This window comes from Paraprevotella xylaniphila YIT 11841 (genome assembly GCF_900683745.1).
Taxonomy (GTDB): Bacteria; Bacteroidota; Bacteroidia; order Bacteroidales; family Bacteroidaceae; genus Paraprevotella; species Paraprevotella xylaniphila.
The window spans coordinates 2,873,404-2,890,445 of record NZ_LR215980.1 but is presented as its reverse complement, the minus strand read 5'-3'; the positions used below and the strand labels follow the sequence as shown (position 1 = coordinate 2,890,445).

Annotated in this window: 13 protein-coding genes; 9 read left to right on the top strand and 4 right to left on the bottom strand. The window is 52.5% G+C overall.

Features of this window, described 5'->3' with window-relative positions; all coding sequences use genetic code 11:
• Positions 1-89 precede the first annotated feature (89 nt).
• From E0E47_RS17645 to E0E47_RS12190, 4 genes are all read right to left on the bottom strand, one after another.
• Positions 90-569 carry an outer membrane beta-barrel protein gene (locus tag E0E47_RS17645; RefSeq protein WP_232038430.1) on the bottom strand — a complete coding sequence of 160 codons (480 nt, stop codon included), beginning with the start codon at positions 567-569 and terminating at the stop codon, positions 90-92.
• On the bottom strand, positions 455-1,105 hold the full coding sequence (locus E0E47_RS17640) for a hypothetical protein (RefSeq protein WP_232038429.1): 651 nt from the start codon (positions 1,103-1,105) through the stop codon (positions 455-457). Before E0E47_RS17640 ends, E0E47_RS17645 begins: the two co-directional genes overlap by 115 nt.
• 723 nt (positions 1,106-1,828) lie before the next feature.
• A complete protein-coding gene (locus E0E47_RS12195) occupies positions 1,829-2,362 on the bottom strand; it encodes an LOG family protein (protein WP_130893835.1) in 534 nt (177 codons plus the stop codon).
• A gap of 32 nt (positions 2,363-2,394) precedes the next feature.
• The gene (locus tag E0E47_RS12190; RefSeq protein ID WP_130893834.1) at positions 2,395-3,375 is read right to left on the bottom strand and encodes a response regulator transcription factor; all 981 of its coding nucleotides are present in this window, start codon (positions 3,373-3,375) and stop codon (positions 2,395-2,397) included.
• A gap of 240 nt (positions 3,376-3,615) precedes the next feature.
• On the opposite strand from E0E47_RS12190, the gene E0E47_RS12185 reads away from it, so the two are divergent.
• The 9 genes from E0E47_RS12185 (at position 3,616) to E0E47_RS12145 (ending at position 16,968) form a co-directional block, all read left to right on the top strand.
• Positions 3,616-4,917 (top strand): hypothetical protein, encoded by a 1,302-nt coding sequence (locus E0E47_RS12185; RefSeq protein WP_130893833.1) that lies wholly within the window; start codon positions 3,616-3,618, stop codon positions 4,915-4,917.
• 45 nt (positions 4,918-4,962) lie between these two features.
• Positions 4,963-6,156, top strand: coding sequence for an imelysin family protein (locus E0E47_RS12180; RefSeq protein WP_008629374.1), 1,194 nt, complete (start codon positions 4,963-4,965; stop codon positions 6,154-6,156).
• Between the two features lie 109 nt (positions 6,157-6,265).
• Positions 6,266-7,708 (top strand): di-heme oxidoredictase family protein, encoded by a 1,443-nt coding sequence (locus tag E0E47_RS12175; RefSeq protein ID WP_130893832.1) that lies wholly within the window; start codon positions 6,266-6,268, stop codon positions 7,706-7,708.
• A 59-nt stretch (positions 7,709-7,767) separates the two neighbouring features.
• Positions 7,768-8,979: a porin gene (locus E0E47_RS12170; protein WP_130893831.1), complete on the top strand. Its 1,212-nt coding sequence runs from the start codon at positions 7,768-7,770 to the stop codon at positions 8,977-8,979.
• Positions 8,980-9,011: 32 nt separating this feature from the next.
• Positions 9,012-9,722 carry a hypothetical protein gene (locus E0E47_RS12165; RefSeq protein ID WP_130893830.1) on the top strand — a complete coding sequence of 237 codons (711 nt, stop codon included), beginning with the start codon at positions 9,012-9,014 and terminating at the stop codon, positions 9,720-9,722.
• Positions 9,723-9,729: 7 nt separating this feature from the next.
• Entirely contained in the window at positions 9,730-10,869 is a 1,140-nt protein-coding gene (locus tag E0E47_RS12160; RefSeq protein WP_130893829.1) for a Rid family hydrolase, read from the top strand.
• A 29-nt stretch (positions 10,870-10,898) separates the two neighbouring features.
• Positions 10,899-12,947, top strand: a complete 2,049-nt coding sequence (locus tag E0E47_RS12155; RefSeq protein WP_130894374.1) for a cytochrome c biogenesis protein CcsA — start codon at positions 10,899-10,901, stop codon at positions 12,945-12,947.
• 80 nt (positions 12,948-13,027) lie between these two features.
• Positions 13,028-15,415: a ferrous iron transport protein B gene (feoB, locus tag E0E47_RS12150; RefSeq protein ID WP_130893828.1), complete on the top strand. Its 2,388-nt coding sequence runs from the start codon at positions 13,028-13,030 to the stop codon at positions 15,413-15,415.
• A gap of 302 nt (positions 15,416-15,717) precedes the next feature.
• Complete coding sequence (locus tag E0E47_RS12145; protein ID WP_130894373.1) at positions 15,718-16,968, top strand: M16 family metallopeptidase; 1,251 nt, start codon at positions 15,718-15,720, stop codon at positions 16,966-16,968.
• The last annotated feature ends 74 nt before the right edge of the window (positions 16,969-17,042 follow it).

The following is a 17,042-nucleotide window of genomic DNA, read 5'->3' as shown; positions in this document are numbered from 1 at the left end:
CAAAAGATGCAGGCATAAAAATCTCCCGGTTACGCAACATACGTGACCGGGAGATTCTTTATGTCCTCCCGCAAAAAAGACATAAAGACCTAAAAATAAAATCGCAGTCCGCCTGTCACGAAGAAATGGAAACAACCGTCCAGCCCTTCGTGTTTCCCAGAATCGCCTAGTTCGCCCAAGCCGTCATCGGAGAAGAACTCCCTTGCAAAGTCTTTACCGGGAAACCAACCCAGTACGTACCCTCCGTTCACCCCAACACCGACGTGCTCGGCCAGACGGTATTCCAGTCCCAACTGGAAGTGCCCGCCCCAACCGTCCAGACCGTAATCCAACCGCGAGTTGCCGCGCACCTTTTCGCGCGAAAAGAATGCCCCCAAGCCCAAACCGGTCTTCACAGACCAATAATCACTGAAAAACAGCCGGGCTACAAATTCCGGCCCGATATAGAAGAAGTTCATGTGGAACCGTTCGTCTGCCAACTCCAACGGCGACTCGATTCCATAAGCCCGGGAATGGTAGGCCGAGAAGAACAGGCCACCGCCAAGCCCCTCTGCCCCACCCAGTCCCATCCGGCCTGCACCTCCGTGCCCCGGCGCGGATGTCCCCATACGCCCACCCCTCCGGGCGTGCGCAACTCACTGGTAAGGAAACCTCCCCCTGCATTCAGGTAAAGCGTGCTCGTGCCGTCTTTCTCTTCATCCTTCACGACCTCATGGCCCGTATCCGTCCAAAAACGATTCGCGGCAAGCCCGCCCAACGCCAGGTCCACTTCCAGACGCGTACCCGGGAAACGTAACATGTAACCATCCATCCTGCACGACCGTCCCATGAAAGACGAAGATTTTTCCTTCACGGCAAAGGCGTTGCCACCCACCTTGGCCGTCTCCACCTTGACCATGGTCTCAACATCGCTTTCCGTACCCTTCTCCACAGAGGCACGCCCCAACACCTCGGCCACGGAAGGCAAGGTATCCTTTGCCTCGAAAAGCCGTACGTCGTATGCCCGCGTGACGGGATAAGACTTCACCACTTCCGTCATCACTTTCGGACTACATCCCGCGATGAAAAAAGACACACACCCAAAGACAAAAAACGTATTCTTCATTGCATTTTGTTTAACCGTTATACATTAGCATGATTCTCCCCTTGGAAGAAACGGACAGAAACGATTCCCTATAAATCTCCCCAAAGGCCGAAAGCCAATGCCCAAATTTATTATTTTTATTTTTAAGAAACAACATCATACCGCACTTTTAGGCCAAACGGTAACAAAATGTCAGCCTTTCTTTGTAAAAAGGGAATGAAAAAAATGAATTCCGGAAGCAACCGGAAAGACTTTTTGCATATTTATGCGCATATTTCACCGATTTCCACCTAAAAGACTGCATATATGCAAATCAATCACAGGCGAACGATTTTTCGTTTGGCTGAAAGCGAAAAATCGTTCTCCGCATAACTTTCCGAACCTCACCGCAGAAAAGGGGAAAGAACCCGCGTGAACGGAAAAAAGAGGTCTCGGAAAAGCGGATTTTTCATCTATTTGCCCTGCCTCAGCCTACATAAAATCCCTGCCACATCTCCATGAAAATCCGCATGATGCTTACCCATATCCTCACGGTATGCCATACCACGGCTTTCCCTGTCCTCCGGAAAGAAAGCAAAAAAAGGAAACGGGTGACATTACGTCAAAAGGGAAACCGCCATGGTTGGCGTATTCGCGGGCAAAGCCTTGGCCGGAACGATATGAGCCATTCTCAGAAAGCCGGATTTGACACTTTGGCAAAAGCCAGTCCGGCCTTTTACATCCTTACCATGGGCTTCAAAAAAACTACGCCAAGACGGCCTGGAGCTCTCCCCACGAACGTGCCACGACAAGGTATTGCCTCAAGGGAACATTGACGAAGCCTCGCCGGTCCATCTCCTGCAACACCGCAACCAACCCGTCCCAAAATCCGTCTAAAGCAAACAAAACCACTTTCTTCCGGTGATAACCGATACTATTCGCAGCCATCACGGTGAACACCTCGTCCAACGTCCCGATACCGCCCGGCAAGGCCACCAACACGTCGCTACGTTCCACCATGATGGCCTTACGGTCGCTCAAATCATGACACGGCACCACCTCGTCCACATAACGGCTCACGCGCCGGCGCGTTTCCAAGACAGACGGTACAATGCCCACCACATGCCCACCGGCATCTTTCACTCCGCGTGCGGCGCTCTCCATCAGACCGGAATCGGCTCCGCCATACACCAATGTCAGGCCGCGCTCTCCCACGAAGCGGCCAAAAGCCCCGGCCAAGTCATAATAGCTTGCCTCAAGCCGGTCCGAAGCGGCACAAAAGAGTCCGATATGTTCCATGTCTACCTAATTTAAAGAAAAGGCATTCACCCTTACAGTTTCACATCTTCCAAGTTAATCAGCCCGTTTACAATCGCATAAATGGTCAACCCTGCGGGAGAATGAATCTGGAGTTTACGGCTGATGTTACGCCGGTGCGTCATCACGGTGTTGACCGATATATACAACTGCTCGGCAATTTCTTTGTTCGACATGCCTTTCACCACGCAAACGATAACTTCTTTCTCCCGGTCGCTCAACGCATCATTCGCGCTATCCTCCCCGTCCTGTTCCTCTGTCTGGGGATTTTCCTCGCGGGCCTGTTCCTGGCGTTCGTCTTCCAACCGCACCACGGCTTCCAGAAACAAGGTGTCCTCCAAATGGCAATGGCTGAACAGGTCTTCTTCCGTCATGAAAAGGTCTATCAACACGTCGTTGAGCAACTGCGCGTTGCTATCCGTGGGATAGTACTTGATGATGATGCTTTTCAGTTCGGACAGGCTTTTTTCGAGCTGCGCGTGGTTGTCGTGATGCTGATGGGACAGCTTGTGGATGTTCACGTCCGGACTGGTTTTCACGCCCTTCATCAAATCGGTCACATACGTATGGATATGCTTGTCTTCGTAATCCATGTGGCGCCCGACTTCCGAAGCGAACTCGTCGTAAAACTTCAGGATGAGAAATGCAACCTGGTTGCGTGCCGAACAGTCTATCGCTTCTATCAATTTGCGCCGGATGGCCGGCAAACGGAACTTCACAAAGTAATCATGGGAACGGCGAAGGTAGTTCATCAATGCCGTGAGCGACAAAGACTCCACAATATCGGACAGATTCGACGTCCGCCCGTTGGAACGTATGAAATTCACCACTGCCAAAAAAGTGGGGGCATCTACTCCCGCCGCCAAACAGGTTTCGCTCACCGTATGGTCGCCAAACCCTAACGTAAGCCCGAACCGACTAATCACCTGCAAGATGCGGTAATCATCGCAAATGATATCTCCCATACGGTCGGTCTCTTTATATTTTTCAGACATGATACCTTAAATCGTTAAACTTCTTGCAAAGAACGGAAAAAAAAACGACCCTGACAATCGCTATAGTTGAGTATTATCAAAAAATATTAGGTAAAAAACACCTCATGTAGGTATGCCGCCCTAATCCCCCCTCAAATGAGATTGCCCATTTTTGTGTATTGTTGTTTTTTAACCAACCCGGTAACTTTGCAGCGTCAAAACAAAGAAAAGGGTAAAAAGATAAAAAAAAGCAATAAAAACATGGAAAGGAAGAGATTTGTCTTAGCTGCGGCCTTGGGTTGCCTGATAGCGTTCGGAAGCGTTTCTGCCCAAGAAGAAACCGGTGACAACGACACTTACGAGAAATTCCGCGTGGGCGGATATGGAGAAATGGTAGCCAACTTCAAAGATTACGGCATCAACCGTTATTGGGGCAACAAGATAGGAAATACCAAAACGAACCGTAACACCATTTCCATTCCTCGCTTCGTGGTCGCTTTCGATTATAAGTTCGCTCCCCAATGGGTGTTAGGAGCCGAAATCGAATTTGAAAGCGGAGGAACGGGAGCAGCCTACGAACTGGAAAACAGCGAAAACGGCGATTACGAAACGGAAATAGAAAAAGGCGGCGAAGTGGCTTTGGAACAATTCCACATCACGCGCCTCATCCTTCCGGAAATCAACATGCGGGTAGGCCACTTGATCGTGCCTGTCGGCTTGACCAATTCCCACCACGAACCCGTCAATTTCTTCGGAACGAGCCGCCCGGAAGGGGAAACGAAAATCATCCCCTCCACTTGGCATGAAACGGGTCTTGAATTGTTCGGTACGCTAGGTAAGGGATGGGCTACGTTCGACTACCAGGCTATGGTAGTGACCGGCCTCAACGCCAATGGTTTCGACCGGAAGACGTGGGCCGGAAGCGGCAAGACCAGCATCTTCGAGTACGACAACTTCACCTCACCGGCCTACGTGGCACGTGTAGATTATCGGGGAGTACCGGGCCTGCGCGTGGGAGGTTCATGGTATTTCTGCAACAATATAGGTGCCAATGCAGACAAGCCCACGACTTACACGAGTTACGGCGATATCCCGGTAAGGATATATACGGTGGATGCACAGTACATCAACCGCTTCCTGACATTCCGTGGAAATTGTATCTTCGGCAATCTCGGCAAGAGCGACAAGCTGAGCCAAGCCAACCTGAATTTAGGAAACAACAGCCCTTATACCCGTGCCGTCCCTATCGCCAAGAAGGCAGTGAGCTACGGCACAGAGTTGGGCTTGAACTTACAGGGCATAGCAGGCACTCCCAAATGCCCTGCCCTCTACCCGTTCGCCCGATATGAATACTACAACCCACAGGAAGAAGTAATCGCCCGTCAAGGAGCCGATGACCGAGAAAAAGTAAGCATGTGGACAGCCGGCCTGAACTGGAAGGCCCTGCCGAACCTGGTGTTCAAAGCAGACTACACGACCCGTAAAATCGGTGGCGGCAAATACAACAGCGAAAATGAATTTGCCATTGGCGTGGCCTATGTAGGTTGGTTCTGGAGCAAATAACAAGAGACTATATCATTTCAAATCATATCAAAAAAAATCAAAGTCATGAAAAAGAAATTTTTCTATTCAGCCTTATTCCTGATGGGAATGGCCTTTACAAGTCTCACAACCGCTTCTTGCAGCGACGACGATGGCAACAATGGCGGTCCGAAGCCTGACGAAAAGTTCGACGCTGCCGCAAATTTGAACTATACTCCGGAAAACGCCGCCAGTTGGCGCAACTACTCACTCCAAGTGGCCAAGCTGTTGCAGAAGGATGCCACGACCCTCTATGACAGTTGGGAGACTTCGTTCCAAGGCGGAGAAGCTTTCAAAAAGACTTTCATAGAACACAACGGCGGTACTTACACTTCCGCATTGAGCTGTATCGAACAGATTATCGACAAGTGCGTGGAAATCACGGACGAGGTGGGCAACTCCAAAATCGGCGACCCCTACAACAAATGGACGGCCGGACAGCAGACCGAGGCCCTTTACGCTGTGGAATCTTGGTATAGCTTCCATTCACGCGACGACTACTCCAATAACATCCGTTCCATCCGTAACTCTTACTTCAACAGCATGGACAGCACAGTTAGCCAGTACTCATTGTATAACTTGGTACAAAAAATCAATCCTGCGTTGAACACGAAGATTGCCAACGAAATCGAAAGTACTAAGAATGCTATCCTTGCCATCCCGCAACCGTTCCGTAACAATATCGGTGACGCAAAGGTACCTGTGGCACAATCGGCTTGTGTCGCCTTAGGGATAACGCTCACCCAAGAATTAAAAGGTGCCATTCAGGCAGCATACGCAAACGGAACCATTACCGACGCGGAAATGGACAGCGTAGTCAACGGCTTTGTGAACAAGGTGGTGTTGCCTACTTATAAGGACTTGAAAGAAAAGAACACCGCCCTCTGCGCTGCCGTCCAGAACTTCTACAACAATCCGAGTGATGCCACTTTCGAGACAGCCTGCGATGCTTGGTTAGTCGCACGTACTCCGTGGGAACAGAGCGAAGCTTTCTTGTTCGGTCCGGTAGACATCCTCGGTCTTGACCCGAACATGGACAGTTGGCCTTTGGACCAGGTTGCCATCGTCAACATATTGGAGTCTGGCAATTTCGACGACCTGAACTGGGAAGACGGTGACACGGAAGAAGAAATCACAGCCTCACAAGAGGTAAGAGGCTTCCACACCTTGGAGTTCCTGCTGTTCAAGGATGGTAACCCGCGTACCGTTGCCGCACAGTAAACCCAACTCATAACCGCACTGTATAAGTGTAAAAGTGGAGACAGTCCTCACAACGGTTGTCTTCACTTATGTGGTATAAAAAAGACTTATAAAAAACAGACATATCACAATGAACCATACTGTAAAATATTTAGCCCTGTTCTCCTTAGCCTTTAGCCTCGCCGCTTGCGACGACGACGGATTGGACGTGAGGGACATGGAAATCCCGCAAGGTTACGCCCTTTCGGCCGGAATCTCTACCATTTTCCTCAACAGTTCCGTGGCCTATGACACGCAGGCCGACTGGATTGATACCGACCCCGATTATGCCATGCGCTTCCGCGACGGCGACGGGCTGTACGACGACACGCGTACCATCTCGGGAGGTCTTGGTCCGGTCTATGCAGGATATTCCTGCGGAAGCTGCCACCGCAATGCCGGGCGCACGAAACCGGAGTTATGGAACGGTGGAGGTAGCTTCGGCGAAGGGGGAAGCGGCTCTTACGGTTTCTCTTCCATGTTGGTGTACATCAGCCGCAAGAACGGCGCATTTTTCCAGAACTACGGACGCGTACTTCATGACCAAGCCATTTACGGTGTTAAACCGGAAGGCAAGCTGAACGTCAAATGGCATTACGAAAAAGGGGCATTCCCCGACGGGGAATACTACGAACTATGCTATCCCGAATACAGCATCAGCGAATGGTATGCCGACAGCATCGCGCCCGAAGACTTGTTCTGCACTGTCAGAATCCCATTGCGCCATGTCGGCATGGGGCCGATGATGGCCATCGACCGCCACGAAATAGAACAACTGGCTGCGAAGAGCAACTACCCGGAATACGGTATCAGCGGACGCGCCAACTATATCACGGAAAAAGGGAAACTGCAATTAGGGCTGAGCGGCAACAAAGCACAGCATGCCGACCTGACCGTGGAGCTTGGCTTCAGCAGTGACTTGGGCGTCACGAACAGCCGCTATCCGGAAGAAATCTGCGAAGGACAGCTCCAGATGCAGGACGGAAGCATGATGGGACTGACATACGACCAGTTGGACATCAGCGCGGAAGAAATGGAGGATGTGGACTTATACATGCAGGGGCTTGGCGTACCGGCCCGTCGCGACGTAGATGACCCGACGGTAAAACGCGGGGAAGAGATGTTCTACCAAGCCAAATGCCACTTATGCCATACCGTCACGCTGCATACCCAACCCCGTGGTTCCACCTTGCTGTTAGGTACGCAACTGACATGGTTGGGCAGCCAGACCATCCACCCTTACTCCGATTTCCTGCTTCACGACATGGGAAGCGAAATCATGGGTGTAGGATTGAACGACAATTACGTAAGCGGGCTGGCTCGCGGCAATGAGTGGCGCACCACCCCGCTTTGGGGTATCGGGCTACAGGAAAAGGTCAACGGTCACACTTACTTCTTGCACGACGGACGCGCCCGTAACTTTACCGAAGCCATTTTGTGGCACGGCGGAGAAGGGGAAGCCTCGAAAAACCTGTTCAAACAGATGAAGAAAGAAGACCGTGCGGCACTCATCCGATTCCTGCAATCCTTATAACAAGACGACGAAAGCCTCTTGACAGAACAAGCATCAAACAAAGAAAAAAACAGAAAACAATGAAAAAAATATTTGCGATGACCCTATTGGCGACTCTCCCTCTGGCCGCCATGGCACAATATGAAGAGGGCAGCGAAAACGGCGTGGTGTCCCTGGCCGGACGCGAAGGGTTCTCCATCCAGACGAAGAAAGCCGACTTTGTGTTCAAACCTTACCTGTTGGTGCAGACTGCCGCACACATCAACTGGTACGACGACGAAGGGGTGGACAAGGCTTACAACCAAGACAACTTGGCCAATTCAGGGTTTGCCGTGCCGTACGCCGTACTCGGATTCACAGGAAAGGCGTGGGGCAAGGTTTCGTTTAACCTCTCCATCAATGCGGCTGCCAGTGGAGGAGCCATCCTTCAGCAGGCATGGATCGACGTGGCTATGAAAGAAGCTTTTGCCGTACGTATCGGTAAATTCAAGACACCCTTTTCCCACGGTTACCTGACGACGTTGGGCGAAACCATGATGCCTACACTCCCGACTTCGTTGACTGCGGCTGTCATCATGCCTTATTCGTTGAACGCCGTCACACCGAACATCGGGACGGGATTCGACCTCGGCGTGGAAATCCACGGCTTCGCAGCCAACAAGTTCGGATATGAAATAGGAATCTTCAACGGTACCGGCGCATCGGTCAACACGGCTACGAAAACCATCAGCGATGACTGGCACATCCCGTCCCTGCTCTATGCCGGACGTTTCACTTTCATGCCGAAGGGTATCATGCCCGCCACGCAGGGTAACCCCGACCGTCTGCACGAAGACAAATGGATGTTAGGCGCAAGTGCCAACCTGAATGTGGAAAGCGAGAGCGAAAGTACCAACGACACCCGCGCCGGACTGGAGTTTGCCATGCTGAAGAACAAGCTTTACATCGGAGCCGAAGCCTACTACATGCACGTGGGATTCACCGACCGGCAAAAGATAGACAAAACTTACGATTTCTTGGGCGGCTACGTCCAAGGCGGTTATTTCGTGGCTCCCTGCGTACAGGTTGCTGCACGTTACGACTTCTTTAACCGCAACGGCGTAGACACGAATGGTTTCCTCAACATGCCGGCCGTAGGATGCAATTATTTCTTCAAGAACTGCAACTTGAAACTGCAAGCTATGTATCAGTTCATCGGACGCACCGGACACGACACGCAACTCGACCGTGATAACGACGACCTTGGGCTAGCCAAGCACTCAGGCACCATACAGTTGCAATACTCTTTCTAATATTCGTTAATTCAGCCGATAAAGAATTTACAATGAAAAAAAACTATGGTATATTTGTTCTCCTGTCTGTAGCAATGGGACTCACCGCCTGCGACGACGGCTCCATCCCACGGAAGGAACACACGGCTACGCATACCGGCTTTGCGGCCAAACTGACCGGGCACATCACCGGTGCGGACAGTTGGCCGGAATATTACCAACTTGTATTGGCCGGGTTCGGAGACAGCGAATACGCGACCACGCAAGTGCTCGTCAGCCCCGACGCGAACAGCAACGTGAGCCTCACCCTGCCTAACATCGGGAGCGAGGTGAAAACCATCGAGCTATGTGTGACCAACCGGTTGCGCAAACGCGTCCTGACGTATCAAAGCCTGGATGCGGCCTCGATTTCGGGAGACACACTCTACATGGAAGCCGGACAGGTGGATGCCCACATGTATGCGGCCATACAAGAGAACATATTCGACAAGACTTGCGCACAGTGCCACGGGGGAAGTACCTCTCCTGCAGCCGGACTTTACCTGACGGCCGACAAGAGCCATGCCAACCTTGTAAACCAACCCTCCACAGAGGTTGCCGGTGGCATACGTGTCATTCCGGGCAACGCCGAGGAAAGCATCTTGCATAAGGTAATCAATCCGGGCAATGAACTCGGCTTAGGTTTCAGCCACGAGAATATGATAACATCATCAACCGACCTGCGGCTCATAGACGAATGGATTAATGCAGGTGCCAAAAAATAGAAATAACATGGATAAAAGCAAAGTATATTGGGAAGATTTGGGCGTAACTGCGGAAATATCCGCCTTTGCCCCACAAGGTAAAATAGAAGAGTTCCACGCCATGCTGCATGTGGAGCCGAAAGCCGAACTCTTCGACGGCCAACTCAAACGAATCTACGAAGGAGAAAAACGGCTGTTACAGTTGCCACAGGTCATGGGTGCCGATGTCATCCTGAAACGGTACTTCCTTAGCGATTCGACCAACCAACAGCCTTTGATGAAGCAAGAAGCAGACTGTTCCGTGTCCGTCATCCAACAGCCACCGCTTGACGGCAGCAAGGTGGCCGTGTGGCTATATCTGCAAAAAGGCAGTAAAGTAGCCAATGTAAACGGTGTCATCGTAGCGGAACACAACGGTTACCGCCATTTATGGAAGATGGGCATGCACGAACACAAGGGCGACTCGGCCTGGCAAACAGAATCCCTGCTCATCAGTTACGAGGAGACTTTACAAAGCTTCAACGCCACGTTGGCAGGCAACTGTATCCGTACGTGGTTTTTCGTACGCGATGTAGACACCCAATACGCCGGCATGGTGAAAGCACGTAAGGAAAACTTCGCCGAGCAAGGACTCACCGAACGGACCCACTACATCAGCAGCACGGGCATCGGCGGACTGCCTGCGGATACACGGGCTTTGGTACAGATGGGAACGTATGCCCTTACGGGGTTTGAGCCCTCACAACAACGCTATTTGTACGCCCCCACCCACCTGAACCCTACTTACGAATACGGAGTAACCTTCGAGCGAGGTACCGTCATGGAATACGGCGACCGTGCCCATGTGTTCATCAGCGGCACGGCCAGCATCAACAACAAAGGGGAGGTGGTGCATGTGGGCAACATCGTGAAACAAGCCGAACGCATGTGGGAAAATGTAGGAGTCCTACTTGAAGAAGGCGGCGCATCTTTCGATGATGTCATGCAAATCATCGTTTACCTGCGCGACATCTGCGACTACCAGACCGTGAAAGAGATGTTCGACCGACGGTTCCCCGACACTCCGAAAGTCATCACCTTGGCACCGGTATGCCGACCTACATGGCTTATCGAAATGGAGTGTATTGCCGTGAAAAAGCGTTGCAACGAAAAGTATCGCGACTTTTAAGGACTTATCCGGTATATTCTCCCTACATCATGAAGCCTGTCCCCTTTATACTACTCTTTTTGGCTGCCGCAGGCATCGGCATATCCACGTTTGTGGAAGATGCCCACGACACGCCTTTTGTCCAAACCTACGTTTACGGCACTTGGTGGTTCAAACTGTTATGGACCACCGTAGTGGTCACTTCGGCCGCACTTTTCGCACACCGTAAAATGTGGAAAAACCTTCCGCTTCTCATCCTTCACCTCAGTTTCGGCGTGATATTCACCGGAGCGCTCACCACCGCCTTTACCGGACATAAAGGCATACTGCACTTGCGTAAAGGCCAGCCTACAGGAGAATATGTCAACGAACGGAAACAAGTGGCACGCCTGCCTTTCATGATGCGTTTGGACAGCTTCCGTATAGCATATTATCCGGGCACGGAAGCTCCTGCCGACTACGTGAGCCAAATCTCCTGCCAACATATCGACGGTGACATCTTTGCCCGGCCAATTGTTTCCATGAACCGGATATTTTCTGCACAAGGGTACCGTTTTTACCAGTCTTCCTACGACGAAGACGGGGAAGGCAGTTGGCTTTCGGTAAACTATGACCCTTGGGGGACGGGCATCACCTATGCCGGTTTCTGCCTGATGGGGTTGGGGTGCCTGCTCCTGCTGTGCGCCCGGGGCGGAGGTTTCCGCCGTCTGTTAAGGCATCCGCTGATTCGGAAAGGCGGACTGTTCCTGATAACCTTGTTTTGGGGCTTTCAACTGAAAGCCGACCCGGCCTTGCCCGTAGTCAAGCGGATACAAGCCGACAGTCTGGCTATCCAACAAGTGGTCTACAACGACCGCGTCGCCCCGTTCAACACACTTGCACGGGATTTCGTACAAAAAGTATACGGACGGCCAACCTTCCACGGAATCACCCCGGAACAGGTGGTGAGCAGTTGGATGCTCTACCCCGAAGAATGGAACCGCACCCCCATTATCCGCATCAAAAATCAGGAGTTGCGCACCGCTTTGGGCCTGAAAGAAGAATATGCCTCGCTCGATCATTTGTTCGACGGGACACAATACAAGTTGCAGCCTTTATGGCAACGCGAACAAGGCAACCGGAGCAAACTGGCCCAGGCCATACAGGAGACGGACGAAAAAGTAGGACTCATCCTCATGCTCCGGCAAGGCACGCTCGTCCGCCCGCTGCCGCCCGACGTTCCACATCTCAGTAGCCAGAAAGTCAACGCCGAACTGTGGTACAACCGTATTCCCTTCAGCAAAATCCTGTTCATGGCCAACCTCACTTTAGGCTTTGCCGCCTTCGGATTATTCATGTTCAGGATGCTGACGAGCCGTAAGGAGAAAGCCGTAAGCCGACGGGTATGGGGCACAGCCCTCTGCCTCACCACTCTATTCCATGCCACAGGATACGCCTTGCGCGGTTACATTAGAGGCGGTTTCCCCCTGAGCAACGGATACGAAACGATGCAGTTCGTCGCTCTGGCAGTCCTCCTGACCGCCTACCTGCTCCAACGGAGGTTCCCTTTCACCCGGCCTTTCGGTTTCCTGCTTTCCGGATTCACCCTGCTCGTGGCCTACTTGGGCGAGATGAACCCGCAAATTACGCCCCTCATGCCGGTACTGGCATCCCCGTGGCTGAGTTGGCACGTGTCGCTCATCATGATTTCATACGGCCTTTTTGCTTTCACCTTTCTGAACGGCATCCTGGCCTTGTGCCTGATAGGGAAACAAAAAAACACCGCTTCGCCGGTTACGGGAGAACAAATCGAACAACTCACCTTGTTGAGCCGCCTTCTGTTATATCCGGGCACTTTCCTGTTGGGCATAGGCATTGTGTTGGGAGCCGTATGGGCCAACGTGTCGTGGGGCAGTTACTGGTCGTGGGATCCGAAAGAAGTGTGGGCACTTGCGGCGTTCATCATTTACGGCATCTCTTTCCACCGTAACAGTCTGCCCTGTTTCCAACGTCCATGGGTATTCCATGGCTATATGGTCTTTGCCTTCGCCGTAGTCCTGATGACCTACTTCGGAGTCAATTATCTGCTTGGCGGCATGCACAGCTATGCCAATTCTTAACAAAATCACCACTATCAGGTATTGCACAAGCCGGAAAATGCAAGTAATTTTGCACGCTGTATAATTATATATAAGTAGTAATGATGAGATTATCGGATGTCAACACGAACGAAACCGTGATGATATCGCACATAGAAGGCAGCGGAGCCTTCAGAGCCCGCTTGAGCGAAATGGGGTTTGTTACGGGGAAAAAAGTCAAGAAGTTGTTTTGTTCTCCCGTGGGGAATCCTATCGTCTTTGAATTGATGGGTGGGCAAATCGCACTCCGGAAAAGCGAAGCGGAAAAAATTCAAGTCACCGTTCCGGGAGAAGCGGATGCTTCATCTCCGGTGCAGGAAACGGATGCCCCAACCCCGTCCACAGGCATCCCCACAGACCTCCCGAACCGAAAGCTCCGTTCAGACCGGCATCAACGAAGAAACGGAACCGTCGTGCCGCCATCCCCCCACACGGGATGCCCCAGTTGCGGTCCGTCCAAACACCGTATCACCACCCACACGCCGGCCGAAGCCGGAGTGATTACGATAGCTTTGGTCGGTAATCCGAATTGCGGCAAGACCTCACTTTTCAATGCAGCCTCGGGGGGACACGAACGTACCGGTAATTACAGCGGAGTGACCGTCAGCAGCGTGGTCGGGGAAATGGTCTTCGAGGGTCGGAAAATCCGTCTGGTCGACCTGCCGGGAACCTACTCTATCCGCGCTTTCAGTCCAGAAGAAGCGTATGTGGCACACGAACTGGAAAGCGGCCGGATAGATGCCGTCATCAATGTGCTTGACACAACCAATCTGGAGCGGAACCTGTTGCTCACCATGCAACTGAAGGAACGGAACCTGCCGCTCGTCGGAGCCTTGAACATGTACGATGAGTTTGAAGAAAGCCAAAGCACGCTCGACATCGAGGAACTAAGCCGCCGATTAGGCATGCCTCTCTACCCCACCGTAGCCCGCCAACGCATGGGCATCGATGCCTTATTGGAAAAAGCCATAGAACTGGCAAACCAACACATTGAACTTCACCGTGCGGGCATACAAGGACATACCCACGAGGCAGCCTGTTGCAACGACCCGGAACATTGTACCCACTGTACCGGGAAAGGAGCCAGACCGGGAAATATGGAAGCAGACAAAGGAAGTGGCATGGCCTGTCCCTGCCCCGAACGCGAACACGAAGACGAGGAACGTTACTCCCATATCGGACAAATACTCGACGGGGTCTATATCAAGAAACACGGACGCAGCCACCGCGTCACCACAACGTTAGACCGGTTGTTGGCCAACCGTTGGATAGCCTATCCGTTGTTCGTGGCCATCATGTGGTTCATCTTTTGGGTCACGTTCACCATCGGACAATATCCCATGGACTGGATAGACGGCGGGGTGTCATGGCTCATCGCCCTCTGCGAGAGCCAAATGCCCGAAGGCACGCTGCAAGCTTTGGTTTGCGACGGCATATTAGGCGGTGTGGGCAGCGTCATTGTCTTCTTGCCCAACATCCTGATTCTTTATTTCTTCATCTCCATATTGGAAGATTCGGGTTATCTGGCACGTGCCGCCATGTTGGCCGACCCGTTGTTCGACCGGTTGGGACTGCACGGCAAATCCTTCATCCCCATGCTGATGGGTTACGGATGCAACGTGCCGGCCGTCATGGCTACCCGTACGATAGAAAATCCCAAAAGCCGTATGATTACCATGTTGGTCACTCCGATGATTTCATGCAGCGCACGCATTCCGGTGTATGTGGTCTTTGCCGGGGCATTCTTTCCACAAAACGCTTCCACCGTCATGCTCTGCCTTTACATGTTCGGAACAGGAATGGCCTTGTTTGTCGCATGGGTATTCAGCAAGATTTTCATGCGCCAATACGAAAGCCATTTCGTCATGGAACTCCCTCCTTACCGCCTGCCCAGTTCGCGCGGTGTCTGCCGCCATACGTGGGAGAAAGGACGCCAATACTTACGTAAGATGGGAGGCATCATCTTGGTGGCCAGCATCGTGATTTGGGCTTTAGGACATTTCCCCACGGGCAACGGTGAGCTGACGGAAGCCGAACAACAGGAACAATCTTACATGGGCCGGATAGGCCATGCCATCGAACCGGCCATCCGTCCGTTAGGTTATGATTGGCGCATGGGCGTAGGTATCATAGCCGGTGTCGGTGCAAAAGAACTGATGGTCAGCACACTGGGAGTTCTGTACAACTGCGCGGCCGAAGACGCGGAACCGGAAACCACCGAAGACGCTTCGCAGACCCGTCTGGCACAAATACTGAGCCAACACACCGCACCCGAAGCCGCATTGAGTTACATGGTCTTCGCCCTGCTTTATTTCCCTTGCCTGGCCACGATTGCAGCCGTCAAAGGAGAAAGCGGCACATGGAAGTGGGCCATTTTTACGGCGGCATACACCACCGTACTGGCCTACGTGACGGCCTTCGCCGTCTACCGCATGGCACTGTTCTTTTAAGCAAAACATAAAACTCTCCAGCAAGGGGAAAGCCCAAAGGCACTTTCCCCTTGCCGATAGTAAATACCGGACGGACAACTGCGGACTGCAAACGGAATAAAAGGAAAATCGCGATTAAGCGAGCGCAGACCGAGCTTGCCCGAAGCTTGCCGAGTGGGAGCGATTTATGCAAATAACGGCCTGTTTCCTTTTCCTTTCCCGTGGTTTGCAGTAACTTTGTGCGGCTAAACATAAAGCATAACGACATGACAACAAATTCTCCCGCTTCGGCTGTTCCCTATACCCATACCCTTCCTTGCGGCATGCGCGTCATCTGTGCCCCTTCGGCTACGGACGTGGTATATTGCGGCATTGCCGTCGATGCCGGCACGCGCGACGAACAGCCTGACGAAAACGGGTTGGCACACTTTTGCGAGCACCTGACTTTCAAAGGGACGCACCGACGCCGCTCGTGGCATATCCTGAACCGCATGGAAAGCGTGGGAGGAGACTTGAACGCCTATACGGGCAAAGAGGAAACCATTTACTATACGGCTTTCCTGAAAGAACACTTCGCACGTGCCGTGGACCTGTTGGCCGACATCGTGTTGGGCAGCACCTATCCCCAAACAGAGATGAACAAAGAGGTGGAGGTGGTCATCGACGAAATAGAAAGCTACAACGATTCGCCTTCTGAATTGATTTTCGATGATTTCGAAAACCTTATCTTTTGCGGCCACCCCTTGGGACGTAACATCCTGGGCGAAGCCGGACGCCTGCGCGGATTCCGCAGCGAGGACATCCAACGTTTCGCCCGGCGGCTGTACCGTCCCGATCGGATGGTCTTCTTCGTCTACGGACGCATCGAACCGGCACAGGCCTGCCGGGAAATCACCAAAGCCCTGAAACGGGTGGCCTCCTCCTTGCCCGAAAACCATCCTTTCCAAACGCTTCTCCAAGCAGACGCTTCCCCTGCGCGGCCTGACGGGAACGATGCCGGACGCACGGCTGTACCGGAATACCGCCCCCAGACCGTCACGCTGCACAAAGACACCCATCAGGCGCACGTCATGATAGGCGCACGGGCTTACAGTGCCCGCGACCCGCGCCACCTGAGCCTCTACCTGCTGAACAATATCTTAGGAGGCCCGGGCATGAACTCACGCCTCAACCTGAGCCTGCGCGAGAAGCACGGCCTTGTATATACGGTGGAAAGCGTCATGACCACTTACACCGACACCGGCTTGTGGAGCGTATATTTCGGCTGCGACCCTCACGACGTGGCGCGTTGCCGCCGCCTCGTGCTGAAAGAACTGAGACGATTGGCCGAAGCCCCGTTGGCACCCCATGCGTTGGAAGCCGCCAAACGGCAAATCAAGGGCCAGATAGGCATCTCTTACGACAGCTTTGAGAACGTGGCGTTAGCCATGGGAAAAACGTTCCTGCATTATGACCGGGCACGCGACCTGAACCGTCTATACCAAAAGATAGACGGGCTGACGGCAGAAGGCCTCCATGCCGTGGCACAAGAGCTTTTCCGTCCCGAAAACTTGACATTCCTCATCTACCAATAACCCGTTCAGAAGGCGCGGAAATCACTGTCAGCACAAACGAAAATCAATCTGCGCCAAATGATTTTTCAATCTCA

Bases quoted from the DNA above. Each gene is read 5' to 3' on its own strand.
- E0E47_RS12195 (WP_130893835.1), bottom strand. From the start codon at position 2,362: ATGGAACATATCGGACTCTTTTGTGCCGCTTCGGACCGGCTTGAGGCA.
- E0E47_RS12145 (WP_130894373.1), top strand. From the start codon at position 15,718: ATGCGCGTCATCTGTGCCCCTTCGGCTACGGACGTGGTATATTGCGGC.
- E0E47_RS12155 (WP_130894374.1), top strand. From the start codon at position 10,899: ATGAAGCCTGTCCCCTTTATACTACTCTTTTTGGCTGCCGCAGGCATC.
- E0E47_RS12180 (WP_008629374.1), top strand. From the start codon at position 4,963: ATGAAAAAGAAATTTTTCTATTCAGCCTTATTCCTGATGGGAATGGCC.
- E0E47_RS12170 (WP_130893831.1), top strand. From the start codon at position 7,768: ATGAAAAAAATATTTGCGATGACCCTATTGGCGACTCTCCCTCTGGCC.
- E0E47_RS12160 (WP_130893829.1), top strand. From the start codon at position 9,730: ATGGATAAAAGCAAAGTATATTGGGAAGATTTGGGCGTAACTGCGGAA.
- E0E47_RS17645 (WP_232038430.1), bottom strand. From the start codon at position 569: ATGGGACTGGGTGGGGCAGAGGGGCTTGGCGGTGGCCTGTTCTTCTCG.
- E0E47_RS12185 (WP_130893833.1), top strand. From the start codon at position 3,616: ATGGAAAGGAAGAGATTTGTCTTAGCTGCGGCCTTGGGTTGCCTGATA.
- E0E47_RS12165 (WP_130893830.1), top strand. From the start codon at position 9,012: ATGAAAAAAAACTATGGTATATTTGTTCTCCTGTCTGTAGCAATGGGA.
- E0E47_RS17640 (WP_232038429.1), bottom strand. From the start codon at position 1,105: ATGAAGAATACGTTTTTTGTCTTTGGGTGTGTGTCTTTTTTCATCGCG.
- E0E47_RS12175 (WP_130893832.1), top strand. From the start codon at position 6,266: ATGAACCATACTGTAAAATATTTAGCCCTGTTCTCCTTAGCCTTTAGC.
- E0E47_RS12190 (WP_130893834.1), bottom strand. From the start codon at position 3,375: ATGTCTGAAAAATATAAAGAGACCGACCGTATGGGAGATATCATTTGC.
- feoB (WP_130893828.1), top strand. From the start codon at position 13,028: ATGATGAGATTATCGGATGTCAACACGAACGAAACCGTGATGATATCG.